The sequence below is a fragment of the Gottfriedia acidiceleris genome, assembly GCF_002128425.1.
Classification (GTDB): Bacteria; Bacillota; Bacilli; order Bacillales; family Bacillaceae_G; genus Gottfriedia; species Gottfriedia acidiceleris.
Map to the genome: position 1 here is coordinate 241,015 of NZ_NESS01000002.1, position 17,712 is coordinate 258,726.

Below are 17,712 nucleotides of genomic sequence, written 5' to 3' on the forward strand. Positions count from 1 at the left end.
TAAATTAACAAATGAAAAATTCATTGGACGATACCTCACTTTCTTTTAAGAATAACTCTATAATACCATAATTTCCCTCAAAAACCGTATTTTACCAACAATATCCCATTAATAAATTGTAATATTAATAACAAAAAAAGATTCTTCGAACAGAAGAATCTTTTTTAGAAATCGTCAAATTGTAAGGAAGATAAACATTTTTGTAGAACTAACGCATTAGTTAGTTGCATAAGAATGAAGTTATTCTTTCCTAAGAAAAAACGTTATTAGATAAACAACTAACATCCCGATCGTTGTCATTCCAACTGTTGATACAAAATTGGCTACACTCAAATTTTCCGTTATCGTTACTTCATTCCACTCTACAATTACTCTTAAGATAACGCCGACAACACTACTAATAATAGCGACCATTAAGGTACTGTACCACTTTCTTTGAAAAGCGTTGTAACATGAAATACCTGCCATTATACAATAAAAGTAATATAGAAAATTTAAATTCGAAGTAAATTTTAAAGGAAATACAACGAATGACAATATAATTTGCATTAAAGATATTAGCATTATAAGAGTCAGCTTTTTTTTATTTTTGAGAGATAGTATCATGTTCATTTACTTTTTACCTCACTTAATATTCGTTTTAAATGAAGGATAATACTATATTTTATTTGATATTATTCGGCATAAATTACTAAAATCCCTTGTTCAATTATTTTGCAATTTATTTACTTGTTTGAAAACAAAAAGCGCAAAATTTCAAATAATTATATTTTAATAAACTGTATGAACTAGTGTATGATTAGTAAATTACTATTAAAGTTTAAACTTTCTTTAGTTCGTTAAAAGGGTGTCCGAGACTTAGGGGAACTCACTAACTCAAAATATAAAAAGATGTCTAAAGAGAAATCTCTAAAGATCAATTTGAAAATTAATAAGGTGAAATAAATGATTGTAAATACATTAAATGACGTAAATGAGTTAATTACAGAATGGCAAACAGCAATTGAGGCGGAACGAAATTATTTAAAATTTCACGGTGGGAGAAGTTATACTCTTTCAAAGGGAACTCCACTATATCATATTGGACAAAGTACAGTTATCTTGTTTACGATTTATGCAGAAATTTTTGTCCCAGAAGGAACGCCGGTAAGAATAAAAATAGATAATCAAGAGTATCAAGGTGAATTATTGTCCTTTAAAGGCTCTCAAGTTGAAATTAAAATTAATGAAAGTATTACTTCAACAATTCCATATGCTGAACTTTTTAATGAACCTTGGGAGTTACTCGATCAATTAATTGAAAGACTTGAGGAAATAAAAGATTATCGAAGTAAACAAAAAAGAATTATGAAACTAATGAATGCTGATGCTACTGCTAAACATTTAAGTAAAATGAAGAAAAAAAGTTCAACAAAGCAGGAGCTAATTTATCGTTCGTTTTATAATGCGACTACATATATATGGGGGCCACCAGGAACTGGGAAATCTTATAACTTAACAAATATTATTTTAAAACATTACGAAAAAAATAAGTCAGTTCTAGTAATTGCTCATTCTAATGCAGCAGTAGATGTTTTAATGAAAAATGTTATTCATGAATTAGAGCAGAAAGATAAATGGAAAAGTGGAGAAATTGTCCGCTATGGTTATACAAAAGATGAAGTGTTATTACAACACGAAGATGTCCTTTCATCAAAGCTTGTTGAGATAAATGGAAGTATAAATCAAGATGAGTTGGAAAATTTAGATGAAAGAAAGCATTCAATGCTAAGGAAAGCTAGAAGAGGGGCAGCCTCGAAAAAAGAATTAGATGATTTAAGTAAAATTCAAACTAAATTAAATAAAATTCGAGGGGAAATCCGTGAAAAAGAAAAAGAATTGATTGATCAAGCAAAAGTGATCGGAACTACATTATCCAAATGTTCAATTGACCCTTTAATTTATCTACGCCAGTTTGATTTAGTTATTGTGGATGAAATTAGTATGGCATATACACCACAAATTGCATTTGCTTCAACATTAGGGAAACGAATTGTTGTCTGCGGAGATTTTAAACAATTACCCCCAATTGCATCATGTTTTCATAATGAATATGTAAAAAAGTGGCTACAAGAAGATTTATTTCATCATACAGGGATTGTTCAAAAAATAGAAAATGGTGAACCATTAATTAATTTAGTTTTATTGAATCAGCAAAGGAGAATGCATCCGGCCATATCTGGATTTACGAATAGTGAGATCTATCATTCGTTAGTGTTTGATCATCCATCCGTCAAAAAAAGGCAGGAAATCTCAAAACATAGACCATTTCCAATGAAAGCAAATAGTTTAATAAATTCTCAATTTCTAAAAACCTATGCTCTAAAAGATTCAAATACAAATTCTAGATATAATTTAGGGTCTGCGATTATTGCAATTCAATGTATTCTTACAAGTATCTTAGATGGGGTCAAGTCAATTGGAGTTGTTACGCCATATAGAGCACAGGCAAAGTTACTTAAGGCTCTCCATAAAGAGATGATCGGCAAAACAAAATATAGAGAATTACCAATACAAATCGCAACAGTTCACCGATTTCAAGGAGCCGAGTGCGACGTTATCATTTTTGATTCAGTCGATACGAAACCACAATATTCTCCTGGATTACTGCTTACAGATCAAAACAGTGAAAGATTAATTAATGTTGCTTTGACTAGAGCTAGAGGTAAATTTATTCATATTGCAGATATTCCATTTATTAAAAGTAAAACAAATTCAAAAAAGACGATTAATAAGTTAATTCATTACCAAATGGAAAATGAATACAAGGTGAGTAAAGAAGATTTTGAAAAAGTTTTTTCAAAGAATATATCAAAGAGGTTAAGACTGTTTTTAAATGATTCAATCGACCTAAAAAATGAATTAGTAAACGATATAAAAAATGCTAATAAAAAAATAATTGTCTCAATGCCAAATTTATCTGAAATGTCATTGGAAATTCGGAAACTTATAAATGAAGTTGAGATTCCTATTCAGTTTATAAGTGAAGCTCATTTTGAAAATCAAAAAAATAGAACTTTTATTAAAAAAGATCAAGTTCAACCCTTTATAATGATTGATAATGAAGTTTTATGGTATGGAATTTCTTTGTCAAAAGTAAGTTTAAACCAATCAAATAACTCTGCGAGATTGAATTGTCCTTTAACATGTCAAATATTAAGAGGTTTTATTGATTATTAAAAGTTACATAGAGCGTATTCTATGTAATTTTTTTTATTCTTATTAAATAATTTTCCGCATAAAATTAAAATAAAATGCTACGGGATAGGTGAATAAATGGTCGATCGATCGGTATTTTCTAAATTGTCTATGCCATGTGCTTTTTTGGATTGGGATGCTTTTGTTCAAAATGTAGATACTATTGCAACTAAATCAAACGGTAAGAAAATACGAATTGCTACAAAATCAATTCGTAGTGTACAAGTTTTAAAATATATTTTAGAGAGAAATGATTGTTATGAGGGGCTAATGTGTTATAACCCCCATGAAGCAGATTTTCTTGCTGAAAATGGTTTTGATAATTTATTAATTGGTTATCCAACAGTTGATGTAATAGGAATAAATAAAATTGCACAACAAATAAAAAAAGGAAAAAAAATCATTTGTATGGTGGATGAGACAGAACAGATCAGTATTATTGAAAAGATTGCAGTGAAAAATGAGATTGTTATTCCACTTTGTATCGACGTAGATATGAGTACTTCATATTTAGGATTTCATTTTGGAGTAAGGAGGTCACCAATTAAAGAAACTAGAGATTTAGTACCGCTACTAACACATATATTGCAATCTTTGAATGTGCGCTTGGAAGGAATTATGGGATATGAGGCACAAATTGCAGGGGTTGGTGATGATGCAAAAAATAGGTTTATGAAAAATAAAATAATCCAATTTTTAAAGAAGAAATCATTAGGTGAAATAGCGAAAAAAAGAAGAGAAATTGTAAAACATATTGAAAAAGATGGATACCACCTTGAATTTGTAAATGGAGGGGGTACTGGAAGTCTTCACTCTACGACAAAGGAAAAAGTGGTTACTGAAGTAACAGTAGGCTCAGGATTTTATGCTCCAACATTATTTGATGAATACAGAAGTTTTCAATATCAGCCAGCAATTGGCTTTGCTTTACCAATCATTCGAAAACCAGCGGATAATATTTTTACATGCACAAGTGGAGGGTTTATCGCCTCAGGTGCTGTAGGTAAAGAAAAATTACCAACTCCATATTCCCCAGATCATTGTACACTTTTGCCACTAGAAGGTGCTGGTGAAGTTCAAACCCCAGTTTATTATTCAGGACATGAAGATTTAAAAATAGGCGATGCAATTTTATTTAGACCAAGTAAGTCCGGGGAAATTGCTGAGCGTTTTTCTCATTTATATGTTGTAAGTAAAAATAAGATCATCGACCGGTTCACAACATACAGAGGAGATAGGGGGTGCTTCCTATGAAAAGTATGTTATGGAAAAACTGGTCTGGAAATGTAAAATTTAATCCTAAACAAGTAAAATATCCATCATCGATTGAAGAAATAGTTAACATAGTTAAAAAAGCTAACTCGGAAAATATGAAAATAAGAGTAGTAGGTTCAAGTCACTCATTTACTCCACTAATTTCAACAAATTACTATTTAATGTCACTAGACAATTTAAATGGCGTTATTTCAATCAACAAAGAGGAACAAATTGCCGAAGTTTGGGCTGGAACTAAGCTTGCGCAATTAGGAAAGGAATTATACGAATCTGGTTATTCACAAGAAAATTTAGGTGATATTAATGTTCAATCGATTGCAGGAGCATTTTTAACGGGTACACACGGCACAGGAATTGATCACGGAATTTTATCTACTCAAATTGAAGAAATGACAGTAGTATTACCATCAGGTGATTTATTAAATTGTTCTAAAACAAAAAATACAGATATTTATAGGGCAATAGGCGTATCGTTAGGTTTACTAGGCATCGTTGTTAAATTTAAAATTAGAATAAAGCCTGCTAAAACGTACCGTTATGAGAGTAAAAAATTAATGATTGATGAAGTTTATAGTAATCTACCAAATTTGAAAAAAGAAAATGAACATTTTGAGTTTTACATATTTCCTTATTCAGAAAATGTTCAAGTAAAAGTAATGAATGAAACTAGAACGAAGAAACATTCATTTAAATTTGAGAAATGGAAGGTTGCAACCATTGAAAATAAAGCATTCTGGTTGTTAAGTGAATTTAGTAGAAACTTTCCAAAAAGTAGTTCTCAAGTTAGTAAAATAAGTGGTAGCAGTGTTCCGAATTCAAAGATGGTCGGACCGAGTCATGAATTATTTTCAACAACTCGAAATGTGAAGTTTAACGAAATGGAATACAGTATTCCAGCACAATATATGAATGATGCGACCTTAGAAATACAAGAAGAGATTAAAAATAAACGGTTTAACGTCCATTTCCCAATCGAATGTAGATTCGTAAAATCTGATAATTTTTTAATAAGCCCTGCCTCTATGCGAGACTCAGCGTATATCGCAATCCATATGTATAAAGGAATGCCTCATCAAGAGTATTTTAATAGAATAGAAGAAATTCTTCAAAGTTATAACGGTAGACCACATTGGGGAAAAATGCATTCAATGAATATAGAAAAACTAAATCACTCGTATCCATCATTATCTAACTTTCTTACTATTCGAAGTCAATTAGATAATAAAAATATTTTTGTGAATGCTTATTTAGCGAAATTATTTAAGATTGACTAATTAAATTTGGGGTTATAAGTCTTGCTGTTAAATGATTTAAAAGTTTCAGTCATTAATATCTTAATTATATATGAGTTAATATAAATTAGTACGAACATTTATTGAACTTAAATGAAAAACTTGTTCCACTTGATAAGTTCCTTTTGCGTAGGGTTGAAATATATTGTAGTCAATATTGAAAAATATAAACATTAAATGAATTTAGGTCATTATAATTACAAATATCTCTTTTTGAGGATCAATATTTGTAAAGATGTGTAAGTCGATCAATTTTTCAAATGACTGTTCTATTCTATTTAAGAATATTCGTTTTATAAAGAAGTGATTGAAACGAAAGGGTGCTCGACTCCTATGGGATTTGCGGGAAGGCTAAAGACCCCACAGGCGAAAGCCGAGGAGGCTCAGGTCTCGCCCAATGGAAATCAAGATCATACAACATACTTATCAATGGTATCTAAAAATTAATTGATAAATTCTTAATTTAACAGTAAAAAAATGACTGAAAAATCTTCAGTCATTTTTTTTATGAAATTCTAATTGAAAATATTTATCAATTGTATTATGATTATTACTGAAAATAGTTATCAATAAACGTACATAAATTTAATTAAGATTTTTCGGGGGTATTTTCATGAAGAAGCCAACAACAATGATCGCAATTTCTCTAGCTACAAGTTTAATGATGGCAGGTTGCGCACAAAAAAGTGAAGAAGCTAGTAACGTAAAAAAAGAATCAAAAGTAGAAGCAAAAATAAATTTAGATTCAGAGATTAATAATTATAGAGATTTTGTTGTATCTCAAACGGAAGAGTTTGTATCAAATACACAGAAGTTTGTTGATGCAATTAATGCTGGAAACATGGCAGAAGCAAAACGTTTATATCCAATTAGTCGCTCATATTACGAAAGAATTGAACCAGTAGCAGAATCATTCGGTGATCTAGATCCAAAAATCGATGCACGTGAAGGCGATGTACCTGCTAATGAGTGGACTGGTTTCCATAAAATTGAGCAAGTTCTATGGGTTCAAAATACAACAAAAGGTCTTGAAAAATATACAGAACAACTTATGAAAGATGCTAACTACTTAAGAGCAAAAGTAGAAACAGCTGAAATTGATCCAGTCTTATTTGTAACAGGTCCTGTAGAATTATTAAATGAAGTTTCATCTTCAAAAGTTACAGGTGAAGAAGAACGATATTCTCATACTGATTTAGCTGATTTTGCAGCAAACGTAGAAGGTTCAGATAAAATCGTTCGATTATTATCAGATAAATTAAAAGCTAAAGATGCTGATTTAGCATCTACAATTGAAACTAGATTCAATGAATTAATGACAACTTTAAATACGTATAAAAAAGGTGATCAGTACGTTGATTACAAACAGTTAAAAGAAGATGAAGTGAAAAAATTAGCTCAACAAGTAGATGCATTAGCAGAACCGATTTCACAAGTTGGGTCAACATTAGGGGTTAAATAATATGAAAAAATTAGAAACGAATAAAGTTTCTAGAAGAGATGCATTAAAACTTATTGGAGTTGGTGGAGCCGGCATACTTATAGGTGCAACTGGAATTGAAGCAGCTACTGAAAAGGTAACTAACTTCTTTTCCCCAGCTAAAGCGGATGCAAGAGAAATTCTTCCGTTCTATGGTGAAAAACAACAAGGTATTACAACTCCTGCTCAAGATTTTATGTATTTGGCGTCATTTAAACTAGAAACTACTTCAAAAGCAGATGTCAAAACAATGTTTAAAAAATGGACTGAAGCAGCAGCTTTAATGAGTGAAGGAAAGGAACTAGGTGATTCTGACTTTCCTTCATCTCCACCAGTTGATACTGGCGAAGCAACAGGTCTTCAACCAATGAAGCTTACATTTACATTTGGAGTTGGTCCAACATTTTTTGATCGATTGTCAATTCAATCAAGTAAACCATCGGGGTTAAAAGATCTACCTCATTTCCCTGGAGATGACTTAAGAGAGGAATGGAACGGTGGAGATATCGTAGTTCAAGTTTGTGCAAACGATCAACAAGTTGCTTTTCACGGCGTAAGAAACTTGATTCGTATTGGACGTGGAACTGTTAGTTTAAAATGGATGCAGCACGGCTTCCAACGTTCATCTGGAGCGGATCCATCTGGTAGTACTCCTAGGAACTTAATGGGCTTTAAAGACGGTACTGGAAATCCAGATACAAAAGATGAAAAAGAAATGAATACACATATTTGGGTACAGAACGGCGATGGTCCAGCTTGGCTAACAGGTGGTTCTTATCTAGTTGCAAGACGTATTCGTATACGTGTTGAGGAATGGGATCGTAGTTCATTACAAGATCAAGAACAAACATTTGGACGTCACAGAGCTACTGGTGCACCAATTGGTGAAAAAGATGAGTTTGCTAAATTAGATTTAAAGAAAACTGATGATAATGGGAAATTAATGATTCCTGCAGATTCACATGTTGCCTTAGCAAGAGGAAAAGGAAAAATTAAAATTTTAAGAAGATCTTATTCATACACTGACGGACTTGATATTCAAACTGGAAAATTAGATGCAGGCTTACTATTTGTTAGTTTCCAAAGAGACTTAGAAAAACAATTTATTCCTTTGCAAGACAAATTAGCGAAGATGGATTTATTGAACGAGTACATTGAACATAATGGTAGTGCAGTATTTGCATGCTTCCCAGGAGTTAAGAATGGAAGCTATATTGGTGAAGGATTACTCTAGGTGAATTGTATGAAAAAAAATATACTTTTAATAACTAGCTTACTATTTTTTAGTTTAATGATTAGTCCGTTCCATAAAGCATTTGCTGAAACTGATACACAGGAACAAGTACTTTCACATATTGGTAACTCATTAACAGAAGTTAAAAATGGTGAAAAAGATAAAGTGAAAACAGATTTATTAGCGATTAAAGATTTAATTAAAAATGAGAAAAAAACTTCGAAATTAAATAAACTTGTTGACCAAGCGATTAAAGATATTGATCAAAATGAACTTGCAACAGTAAAAGATGATCTTCGCTCGATTGCTTTTGAAACTGAAAAGTGGATAGAAAATACGAATGATAAAAAAGATCTTTCTCAAATTAATCTTACTAAACTAGTAGCTCATTTAAATAATGTTAAAACTTTATCAAATGAATCGAATTGGGCAAAAGCACAATCAGAGTATAAGCTTTTTGAAATTGAATGGTCTAAAATAGAAAATGATATAAGAAAAGCAAACAGTGGTTTTTATGGTTCAATCGAAGCAAATATGATTACTTCTAGGTCAACTTTGTTTACTGAAAATCCTTCAATTAATAAAGTAAACGATTCGTTTACTAAATTAATTAATGTATTGAATAATCCAAGTAGTGACTCATCAAAAGAAGTAAGTATTGAGAAAGCAATTAAACTACTAAATCAAACAATCAATTATGTAGAATCAAATGATACAGAGAAAGCACGAACTACATTTAATGAATTTATAGAAGATTGGCCTTATGTTGAAGTAATGGTGCAATCAAATTCAATGGAATTATATAAGAAAATTGAAAATGATACATCTATTGCATTAACTCAGTTAACAGAAAAGCCTAAATCAGCAACAACTATGAAAACATTAAAAGAAATTCAAAACAATTTAAACTTAGCTACGAAGAAAACATCTTATACGATGTTTGATGCCGGGACAATTGTATTTCGTGAAGGTTTAGAGGCTTTAATTATTATTTCTGCTTTACTAGCATTAGTGTCAAAAGGCAAACAAGAATCAGCACGTAAGTGGATTTTCGTTGGTGGTGCTTTTGGTATCCTAGCTAGTTTAGTAGCAGGTCTATTATTCCAGTTCTTATTATCAAAAATCTCAGCTGGAATTAGTAATCAATTAATTGAAGGAATCTCAGGTCTTATTGCTGTCGTTTTCATGTTAACTGTTGGGTTATGGTTGCATAAACAATCTCGTCAACAAGAATATGGTAGTAAGATGAAAGAGAAAGCAAAAGAGGCTATTGCAGGTGGAGGGATACTTTCATTAAGTTTACTTTCATTTTTTGCAGTATTTAGAGAAGGTGCCGAAACTGTAGTATTTTATATCGGTATGAGTTCATCAATTACAATGAAAGAATTGATTACTGGTTTTGCAGGTGGAATCATTATACTTGTAATAATTGGAATCTTCATCTTAAAAGGTAGTAAATTTATTCCGTTAAAGCCGTTTTTTACAATCGCAAGTTTATGTATTTATTACTTGACGTTTAAATTCATTGGTCAAAGTATCCATGCATTACAAGGAATTGGCTATTTACCTGACCATATGAGTACGATTTTTCCAACTATACCTAAATTAGGGATCTATCCTTCTCTTGAAAGTATCATTCCACAATTAGTTTTATTACTATTTGTAATTTGGTTGTTCGTTGGAATGAGAATCAAAAACAATAATAAATCAATTGCTGCTTAATATGATTTAAGAAAACAGACATAATTGTCATTAATATAGACAATTAATGTCTGTTTTTTATCTTCTATTCAGCGTAATAATAGTCCAATCAAATTAAAATAATTGATTTTATAAAAAATTGGTAAATTATGAGCTGAAATATTTAAAAATTCTTTTAAAAGAGATAAGATAAGATTAAAGAAATATACGGGTTTTACATAATGATATTATGTAAACTAGGTAATGTAAGGAGGATTTAAAATGATTCAAAAAGCTACATTTGCAGGTGGTTGTTTTTGGTGTATGGTAACACCGTTTGAGGATTTACCTGGTATACATGGTATTGTTTCAGGTTATATGGGTGGAGAGTTAGAAAATCCTACATATGAAGAGGTTAAAAAAGGGACTACAGGTCATTATGAAGTAGTTCAAATTACTTATGATGATGAATTATTCTCATACAAAAAACTATTAGAATTATTTTGGCCGCAAATTGATCCAACAGATCCGGACGGTCAATTCCAAGATAGAGGTTCACAATACCGAGCTGCAATCTTTGTTCATAATGATTCACAGCTTAAGGAAGCAATGGAATCAAAAGAAAAATTAATTGAGAGTAATATCTTTAAGAAACCGATTGTAACCGAAATTTTAAAAGCATCTGCTTTTTATGAGGCTGAAGAATATCACCAAGACTATCATAAAAAAAATCCAAAACATTATAAAGAAGACAGAGCGATGTCTGGCAGAGACGAATTTATTGAGTCAAATTGGAAAAAGTAGGCTTAAAAACAATAGAAGCTCCATTGAGCTTCTATTATTTTTAAGGAAGTATAGGAATATTTATCTATTCTAAAAACTTCATTCCTAATTTCTGCTCTCGAATGGAGGTTTAAAATGGAAACAAATCGAAGGCTAGTGACGATTGGGTTATTAGTAGCTGTGACATTGTCTGCTATAGAAGGAACAATCATAACAACTGCAACACCTACCATTACTACAGAATTATCAGGTGTAAAGTTGATGAGTTGGATATTTGCAGCTTATATGTTGGCAATGACTGTAACGACACCGATTTATGGGAAACTATCGGATTTATATGGTCGCAAAAACTTATTAATGTTTGGCATCATTTTATTTATTTTAGGTTCAGTTTTATGTGGTTTTTCACAAAATATGGGTCAATTAATATTATTTCGTACAATTCAAGGGCTAGGTGCCGGAGCTGCATTACCCTTAACAATGACGGTAATAAGTGATCTGTATCCTTACCAAGAAAGGGCTAAAGTACAAGGATATATTAGTGCAGTATGGGCGGTTTCAAGTGTAATTGGTCCATTAGTTGGAGGCTTTTTTGTAGACTTCATTTCTTGGCGTTATATCTTTTTTATTAATTTTCCATTCGGAATCATTTCTATTATTCTATTTTGGAAATTTTATCATCAAAAAATTGACCGTAAAGATACAATTTCAATTGATTATTTAGGGTCCATTCTTTTTATCTTAAGTACTTTATCTGCTTTATATGCTTTAGTTGTAGGAGGAGAGCAACATAACTGGACTTCTCCAAATTTATTATTCCTTTTTGCATTTGCAATCATTTTATTTGGGTTATTTCTTTTTATTGAAACAAGGACAAAAGAACCATTATTACCACTTTCTTTATTCAAAATCCGTCATTTAGTCGTAACGTATGCAGCAATGTTTATTGCACATGCACTTTTAATATCAATCGAGGTATATTTACCTGTTTATAATCAAAGTGTGTTTGGATTAAGTGCGACTCAGTCAGGTTTAATGTTGATTCCTCTTTCATTCGCTTGGACATTAGGTTCATTTTTATCTGGTCGTCTTATTAAGAAAATGAAGGCAAAAAATATTATCTTATTAGGAGCTTTCTTATGTATAATAGGTGCATTAGGGATGAACTTTTTCCATGATTCGAAAGTATTAATTTATCCATTTAATGTATTTTTAGGTCTTGGATTTGGATTATCTTTTCCAATTTATATGATCCTAATTTCTTCAGCTGTTGGAATGAATCAAAGGGGTATTGCAATTGCCGCAAATTCCTTTTTAAATACTTTTTCACAAACAATTACGGTTGCTGTGTTAGGTACCATTTTTACGATTAAGGCATCCGAAGTATTAAATGGTCATAAATTAGTTCTAAATTCTCAAAATCAAATCAATCATCTTGCTACAGTAAAAGCTGTAACTACTGGTTTTGAAATCATCACATTATTTATGGCGGTATTTAGTGTAATTACGTTTATTTTCGTTTTATTTTTACCGTCTGAACAATCTGAAGAAAAAAAGGTTGAAATATCACACTAATCTTTAAAAAGAAAGCTGGGAGAGAATGAACAACACACTTAAAGGGATTTTGTACGGTGTTCTTGCATATGTGGTATGGGGAGTCTTACCAATTTATTGGAAACTAATTCAAGATATTTCACCTTTTGAAATATTAACGCATCGTATTATATGGTCTTTTGTAACTTTATTACTTTTCATTCTTCTTACAAAAAAATTAAAGCAATTTAAAATTACTTGGAAACAAATTGTAAGTAATAAGAAAGTATTAGTTTCAATGATCGTTATTTCATTATTAATTAGTACGAATTGGCTATTATATATTTGGGCAGTTAATTCAAATCATATTCTTGATGCAAGTTTAGGCTATTATATAAATCCATTAGTTAGTATTATACTAGGTGTGATCGTATTGAAAGAGTCATTGTCAATTTGGCAAATCGTTTCAGTATGTTTAGCAACAGTAGGTGTAGGCTATTTAACAATCATGTCAGGTACGTTACCAATTATCGCAATATTATTATCATTAACATTTGCTTTTTATGGATTATTGAAAAAGATTTTAAATATCGATGCTTTTTTAAGCCTTACTATTGAGACATTATTAATTTTTCCAGTAGCCTTAATATACTTTGGTTTTCTATCATATAAAGGGCAAGCGGGACTTATACAAAGTGCACCAATTGAACAATTATTAATAGTGGGTGCTGGTTTAGTAACCATTATTCCTTTATTATTTTTCGGAAAAGCAGCACAATTAATTCCATATACTTATGTTGGATTTTTGCAATTTATTTCCCCAACGATTAGTTTATTAATTGGGGTTTTATTATACGATGAAAGTTTTTCAAAGAAAGATTTTATTTCATTTTCATTTATTTGGTTAGCTTGTATCGTATTTGCCGTGTCAACTACACCGTTTATGAAATCAATTGAACAAAAACTTAAAAACCGAAATAAGAAGCAATCAATATCTGCCTAAAAATAAATTATTTTTGTAGCATTGAAAGGAGTAAAAATGGCTGTAAGTAAAACGAATGCAATGAGAATGTTAGATTCAAAAAAAGTTAGCTATTCAACCTTAAATTATGACTCGAATGATGGAAAGATTGATGGAGTTTCTGTAGCAAATAAAATAAATAAAGACCCTGAATTAGTTTATAAAACACTTGTATCAATCAGTCAATCAAAGGCGATTTATGTATTTGTCATTCCAGTCGAAAAAGAATTAGATTTAAAATTAGCTGCAAAGGCTGCTGGAGAAAAGAAAGTCGAATTATTACCAGTGAAAGACCTTTTAGCAAGTACAGGATATGTTCGAGGTGGTTGTTCACCAATTGGTATGAAAAAACAATACCCTACTTTTATTGAAGAATCTGTTAATAATATAGAAGAGATTATTGTTAGCGGAGGAAAAATAGGTATACAACTGCAATTGAATGCAAAAGATTTAATACAAACAACTCGTAGCAAAATAGCAAAAATTTCAAAATAAACGAGTGTATGAGGGATCAAAATGGTAGGGTATTTTATTTTTTATTTAGTAATTGTAAACATTGTTTCATTCGCAATAATGGGAATCGATAAATCTCGGGCAAAAAGAAAAGCATGGAGAATTCCTGAACGCATTTTATTTTTATTTGCAATCATCGGAGGTTCGATTGGTTCTATTTTAGGAATGTATTATTTTAAACATAAAACAAAGCATCCAAAATTTGTTTTTGGTTATTGGATTATCCTATTTATCCAATTTGTTGTCTATTTTTTCTTCCTGTAATTTAGTGGGATAGTCTTTCCTTAATTGTATAAAATATTTTTATGACATTTAAGGAGGCGAAAGAAATGGGACGTGGTAATGGTGGAAGAAAAAATAACGCCGGTCAAAAACAACCAAACTATGAAGATAAATCAAATTTATCTGAATCAAAAAAAGCACAAAAGTAAAACGGTTGGCCTGTGATCACTTGGTTGATACAGGCTTTCTTATTGGAAATGGGGAATAAAAAATGCAAAATGAATGGTTTTCAAGAATTAAAGGAATCGGTATAGATGAAGTCTCAAATGAAAATATGACAGTCTATTTTATAAAAGAAGAAGATTTAAACGAAGCAAAAAAGGACTTAAGTAAAAGAATACAATGGCCTGAAAATTGGTTAATAATTGGCTTCGATGATGAAACAGACGATGTTATTTTTATCAACGAGGAATCAGGAGAAGTATGTACTACCTATGAATTTGAACGAAAGTGGGAAGTAGTTACACTATATTCAAGTTTGAATGAATTTTTAGCTGCATATGGATATTAATTTTTTATAAAAACGAGGGTGTTCCAAAATTCTAACTTTATATGGGCACCCTTGTTTTTTAATGCGGGTAGATAAAAATTGCAAATAAGAAATCCATCTATGCAATTAAAGTATGAAAATGTGAAAAAGAACAGTGGTCTGCAAATAAAATCTGAAAATCGCAAATAAAATAGCAAAACAGCAATTAAATTTAAGAGAATCGCAAATGAAATTAAAAATTATCCATACCAGTTAGGGTATTATGACCTTATATTTGTAAAATAGTGTTTAGATACTAGTGAATATTTTCTATTTTTTACTAAATTGAATAAGAATCTTTTAATTAACTTTAAAAATGATCGATTTTATCTACTATAAATGAAAATTGCTGTAGAAATACCTCTGTTTCCTTCTATCAAAGTAACTCAGTACTTAACTAGTAATGTTTACGAGCCGTTTGTAATAAAAAAGAGGCGCCTCATTGTCAGATAGCCTGACTTTTGAGATAGCCTCTTTCATTACATAGATAAGTTTTGAGTTTCATTCACTAACTCTTCTTTTGTTTTTTTGTCTTTATATAATAATCTAGCAAGAATTAAGAGCGAAAGCGTACCAAAAATTAAAACCATATTTTGTAAACCAATTGTATCTAAAAATAATCCTGTACTTAAAAGTACAACCTGAAATGTTACTCGGTCATACATACTTCTAAATGAGAAAAGCCGACCATGATATGATTTGTCAATTGAAGTTTGAAAAACAGTTGAACAAACAGGAAAGAAACAACCAACTGAAAATCCGAAAATTGCAAATGAGATAAGTGTCATCCAATGGTGGTCTGCAAAGAAAAGTGATAGCTGAGCAAAAGCTACTAAAAAAGTTGAAAAATATAGTAATTGTTTATTCGTATACTTTTTTGTTAATCGTTTAATGACAAATGCTCCAATCATGAATGAGATACCTTCACTTGTATAAATAAGGCCTTTAATCGAAGGGTCATGTTGAATATCACTTATTTCGATTACCATTAAATTAAATCCACCAAGGAAAAGTACTGGAATCAGGTTTAAGATAAATAAATTTAAGATTGTTGGACTTTTTCTTATAAGTGCAAATATTTCAGTAAATCCTTTTTCAGTTTTAGATTCCTTTGTTTTCTCTTCATTAATTGGTTTGACATTAGGTTCATCAATTCGTAAAAAGAACGTCATTAAAAATAAAAATGCATATGCGAGCATACTCATTCCGTAAACATTTGTGAGACTAGTTGACACAACTAAAATACCACCAATTGAAGTCCCTGCTATTCTTGATATTGTAGAAATATTCATATGAATCCCATTTAAAGTTAATAACTGTTCGTTTTTCACAATCATTGGTATAACAGCTTGAAGCGCTGGGAAGTAAAATGCAGCAGAAATTTGCAGCATAACTAAAAATAAGACCATGAAAATTATACTTCCGTATTGTATTGCAAAAAACATAAGAATTACGCTTAAAGTACGACCTAAACCACTAATTAATAAAATCCTTTTCTTTGAATATTGATCAATTAACCGTCCAGCCAACGGACCAACAATAACTCCTGCTAATAAACCGAAAAAAAGAATTAACGATTTAAAGAAATCAGAAGGTACATGTTTTTGCATAAATTCTAAATTTCCGATAATTCCGAACCAAAGACCTATACCGGCTCCAAATTCACCGAACAACACGATCCAAACGTTTCGGTTTTTCCACATAATATTTTCTCCCCACTTACCCTTAATATAATTCGACAAAAACTATTATCTCATCAATAGTTAAAAAAGACTATGTAAAATTCGAAATAAAAATAGAAAAAGTAGTATATAGGTTCTGATTAATTTGTGTTGTTGAGGTGCTAGTTTAACTAAATGGCAGGATTGTTGAACAAGAAAAGGACTATTTATCATTAAAATAGAATAAATATAGTGGTGCGTATGGGAAGTGTGATTCAATTTAAGGTGAATATTTTTGCAAACAAGTGATTTTTAATAAGAAAATTAAAATAAATATTAACCAAATATTTTATATGCGATTAGAAGGAGTTCTTTTTTTATGGAGGTTATTGTTCGAAAGTATCGAACTATTTTCTTTTTATTGATAATAATCGTAAATTTAATATATTTAACATTAGACAATAAAAAAATAGAAACTATTACTTCAATAGTAACTTTAGCTATTGCCACAATACTTTATATTATAAAAATGAGATATGATAGTAATGACGTTAAAAACAAATAGAAGTATGTTTAATGCCTATATAAAAAACCACCTAATATTATAATTAGGTGGTAATTAAATTCATTTAGTGTAATTTATTCTTTAAGTTAATTCTCCTTTTGATGTCCTCTTTTTACTGCTTCCTCTGATAGTGCTGTAAAAATTTGAAAGGTAACCCCGAATTTGTCAGTTACAAGGGCGTAGGCTGGACTAAAATGAACTTGTTGCAATGGCATAACCACTTGACCTTCTTCCTTCAACAAATTATAAAAATGATGGGATTTCTCCATTTCATTAGTAGTAATACAGATATTAACATTGTTTCCATTTCGATAAGTCATACTGGGAAACATGTCAGCAATCATGATATTAGTCTCACCGATTTTTAATATTGCATGTGCTACTAAACTTTTTATATTTTCTGGTAGAGGGGATTTAGGATCTTCTGGTGCATCCCCAAATGTTTGACTAAATAAAAGTTTTGCATCTAGAGCTTCCATGTAAAAATCAATAGCTTCCTTTGCGTTTTCATTCATCATTAAAAATGAATTTAATTGTACTGTCATAGTAAAACATCTCCTTTATTTTTAAGTGTAGTTTGGCTCGTTTAATATGATTGAGAGATTTATTATTCTAACGTATAAACGA

15 protein-coding genes are annotated in these 17,712 nt (G+C 30.6%); 12 read left to right on the plus strand and 3 right to left on the minus strand.

What is annotated here, in order from left to right:
• Positions 1 to 240: 240 nt before the first annotated feature.
• Positions 241 to 414 carry a hypothetical protein gene (locus tag B6K90_RS23600; protein ID WP_167555281.1) on the minus strand — a complete coding sequence of 58 codons (174 nt, stop codon included), beginning with the start codon at positions 412 to 414 and terminating at the stop codon, positions 241 to 243.
• A gap of 531 nt (positions 415 to 945) precedes the next feature.
• Here B6K90_RS23600 and B6K90_RS05130 point away from each other — a divergent pair.
• From B6K90_RS05130 to B6K90_RS05185, 12 genes are all read left to right on the plus strand, one after another.
• The gene (locus B6K90_RS05130) at positions 946 to 3,219 is read left to right on the plus strand and encodes an AAA domain-containing protein (RefSeq protein WP_088011669.1); all 2,274 of its coding nucleotides are present in this window, start codon (positions 946 to 948) and stop codon (positions 3,217 to 3,219) included.
• Between the two features lie 96 nt (positions 3,220 to 3,315).
• Positions 3,316 to 4,491: an amino acid deaminase/aldolase gene (locus B6K90_RS05135; protein WP_088011670.1), complete on the plus strand. Its 1,176-nt coding sequence runs from the start codon at positions 3,316 to 3,318 to the stop codon at positions 4,489 to 4,491.
• The gene (locus B6K90_RS05140) at positions 4,479 to 5,786 is read left to right on the plus strand and encodes a D-arabinono-1,4-lactone oxidase (RefSeq protein WP_088011671.1); all 1,308 of its coding nucleotides are present in this window, start codon (positions 4,479 to 4,481) and stop codon (positions 5,784 to 5,786) included. Before B6K90_RS05135 ends, B6K90_RS05140 begins: the two co-directional genes overlap by 13 nt.
• A gap of 631 nt (positions 5,787 to 6,417) precedes the next feature.
• Positions 6,418 to 7,266 (plus strand): iron uptake system protein EfeO, encoded by an 849-nt coding sequence (gene efeO / locus B6K90_RS05145; protein WP_088011672.1) that lies wholly within the window; start codon positions 6,418 to 6,420, stop codon positions 7,264 to 7,266.
• A 1-nt stretch (position 7,267) separates the two neighbouring features.
• Positions 7,268 to 8,518: an iron uptake transporter deferrochelatase/peroxidase subunit gene (gene efeB / locus B6K90_RS05150; protein ID WP_088011673.1), complete on the plus strand. Its 1,251-nt coding sequence runs from the start codon at positions 7,268 to 7,270 to the stop codon at positions 8,516 to 8,518.
• A gap of 9 nt (positions 8,519 to 8,527) precedes the next feature.
• Positions 8,528 to 10,240, plus strand: coding sequence for an FTR1 family iron permease (locus B6K90_RS05155; protein WP_088011674.1), 1,713 nt, complete (start codon positions 8,528 to 8,530; stop codon positions 10,238 to 10,240).
• Positions 10,241 to 10,483: 243 nt separating this feature from the next.
• Positions 10,484 to 11,002 (plus strand): peptide-methionine (S)-S-oxide reductase MsrA, encoded by a 519-nt coding sequence (gene msrA, locus B6K90_RS05160; protein ID WP_088011930.1) that lies wholly within the window; start codon positions 10,484 to 10,486, stop codon positions 11,000 to 11,002.
• 114 nt (positions 11,003 to 11,116) lie between these two features.
• Positions 11,117 to 12,556 carry an MDR family MFS transporter gene (locus B6K90_RS05165; RefSeq protein ID WP_088011675.1) on the plus strand — a complete coding sequence of 480 codons (1,440 nt, stop codon included), beginning with the start codon at positions 11,117 to 11,119 and terminating at the stop codon, positions 12,554 to 12,556.
• Between the two features lie 25 nt (positions 12,557 to 12,581).
• The gene (rarD, locus tag B6K90_RS05170) at positions 12,582 to 13,517 is read left to right on the plus strand and encodes an EamA family transporter RarD (protein ID WP_088011676.1); all 936 of its coding nucleotides are present in this window, start codon (positions 12,582 to 12,584) and stop codon (positions 13,515 to 13,517) included.
• A 36-nt stretch (positions 13,518 to 13,553) separates the two neighbouring features.
• Positions 13,554 to 14,030, plus strand: a complete 477-nt coding sequence (ybaK, locus tag B6K90_RS05175; protein WP_088011677.1) for a Cys-tRNA(Pro) deacylase — start codon at positions 13,554 to 13,556, stop codon at positions 14,028 to 14,030.
• A 21-nt stretch (positions 14,031 to 14,051) separates the two neighbouring features.
• Positions 14,052 to 14,312 (plus strand): DUF1294 domain-containing protein, encoded by a 261-nt coding sequence (locus tag B6K90_RS05180; RefSeq protein ID WP_088011678.1) that lies wholly within the window; start codon positions 14,052 to 14,054, stop codon positions 14,310 to 14,312.
• A 229-nt stretch (positions 14,313 to 14,541) separates the two neighbouring features.
• Positions 14,542 to 14,841, plus strand: coding sequence for an SMI1/KNR4 family protein (locus tag B6K90_RS05185; protein ID WP_088011679.1), 300 nt, complete (start codon positions 14,542 to 14,544; stop codon positions 14,839 to 14,841).
• A gap of 497 nt (positions 14,842 to 15,338) precedes the next feature.
• On the opposite strand, the gene B6K90_RS05190 is transcribed toward B6K90_RS05185, so the two are convergent.
• Both B6K90_RS05190 and B6K90_RS05200 read right to left on the minus strand, forming a co-directional pair.
• The gene (locus B6K90_RS05190) at positions 15,339 to 16,562 is read right to left on the minus strand and encodes an MFS transporter (RefSeq protein ID WP_088011680.1); all 1,224 of its coding nucleotides are present in this window, start codon (positions 16,560 to 16,562) and stop codon (positions 15,339 to 15,341) included.
• Between the two features lie 609 nt (positions 16,563 to 17,171).
• Positions 17,172 to 17,630, minus strand: coding sequence for a VOC family protein (locus B6K90_RS05200; RefSeq protein WP_088011682.1), 459 nt, complete (start codon positions 17,628 to 17,630; stop codon positions 17,172 to 17,174).
• Positions 17,631 to 17,712 lie beyond the last annotated feature (82 nt).